This window comes from Mesorhizobium sp. M1A.F.Ca.IN.022.07.1.1 (assembly GCF_003997575.1).
Lineage (GTDB): Bacteria > Pseudomonadota > Alphaproteobacteria > Rhizobiales > Rhizobiaceae > Mesorhizobium.
In genome coordinates this window covers 1-1,261 of the sequence record NZ_RZST01000628.1, presented here as the reverse complement: position 1 = coordinate 1,261, position 1,261 = coordinate 1, and the positions used below count along the sequence as shown (strand labels likewise).

Genomic DNA, 1,261 nt, shown 5'->3' with positions numbered 1-1,261 from the left:
CCGCCGAAGGGTGCCGCCAGCGACGACTTCCTCGACGCGGCCGCCATGATGTTGATCGCCGGCCGCATCGCCAGCGGCGAGGCGCGGCCCTCGCCCGATCCGCCGCTGACCGACCGCTTCGGCATTCAGGTCGCCATCTGGGCATGACCGAACGGGGCGGCCGGCATGCGTTTGCGACGCCGCCATCCGCAATTCGGCATTGCCCGCGACCGGCTTTTGCCGCTAGAGGCTTTTTCGATCGCAACGAGCTGCCGCCCAAACCCGGAAAGGCGCCCATGCCCCATCTCCCCGAACATCTGCTGACCGGCTATCGCAACTTCATGAGCGGCCGCTATCCCGCCGAAAGCGACCGCTACCGCTCGCTGGCGCGCGAGGGCCAGGCGCCCGAGACCATGATCGTCGCCTGCTGCGATTCCCGCTCGGCCCCCGAAGCGATCTTCGATGCCGGGCCGGGCGAGCTCTTCGTGCTGCGCAATGTCGGCAATCTCGTGCCGCCCTATGAGCCGGACGGCGAGTTCCACTCGACCTCTGCCGCGCTCGAGTTCGCCGTGCAGAGCCTGAAGGTTAAGAACATCGTGGTGATGGGCCATGGCCGCTGCGGCGGCATCCGCGCCGCGCTCGATACCAATTTTGCGCCGCTGTCGCCCGGCGATTTCATCGGCAAATGGATGAGCCTGATCGCGCCGGCTGCCGAGACCGTCTCGTCCAGCACCTTCATGACAGCGACCGAGCGCCAGACGGCGCTGGAGCGCATCTCGATCCGCTATTCGATCGCCAATCTCAGGACATTCCCTTGCGTTTCGATCCTCGAGGGCAAGGGCAAGCTTACCCTGCACGGCGCCTGGTTCGACATCTCGACCGGCGAGCTCTGGGTGATGAACAAGGAGACCGGCGATTTCGAGCGGCCGGAGCTTTGATGGAGGGTTGATGGAGCGGATCTGGTGTAGGTTTTTCCTTGCGGCAGCGCTGCTGCTGTCCGCGACGATCAGCGCCAGCGCCGATGACAGCGCCGTCATCGATCGTTGGTATTCGGCACTCCTGGTCGCCGACCGCACCGAACTGTCCGAATTGCTTTCTGAAGAGGTGCACATGAAGCTCGACGATGTCGGCGTCGTCCAGGACAAGCAGGAATTCCTCGCGTCGATCGACGAATGGCAAGGCGCGGTTGCCGGCGCCGCCATCCGCCATCGCATCGAGAAGAGCGAAAAGGGCGAGACCACGGTGCTCGCCTGCTACGATTTCCCCGAGAACGACACGCTGA

General features: G+C 64.9%; 3 protein-coding genes. All 3 read left to right on the top strand.

Annotated features, from left to right (window positions below; all coding sequences use genetic code 11):
* On the top strand, positions 1-147 hold a 147-nt coding region (locus tag EOA75_RS32935; protein WP_127326147.1), incomplete at its 5' end, for a DUF429 domain-containing protein.
* Positions 148-275: 128 nt separating this feature from the next.
* The gene (locus EOA75_RS32930) at positions 276-917 is read left to right on the top strand and encodes a carbonic anhydrase (protein WP_067001427.1); all 642 of its coding nucleotides are present in this window, start codon (positions 276-278) and stop codon (positions 915-917) included.
* Between the two features lie 10 nt (positions 918-927).
* A partial coding sequence (locus EOA75_RS32925; RefSeq protein WP_127326146.1) for a nuclear transport factor 2 family protein occupies positions 928-1,261 on the top strand: 334 nt, incomplete at its 3' end.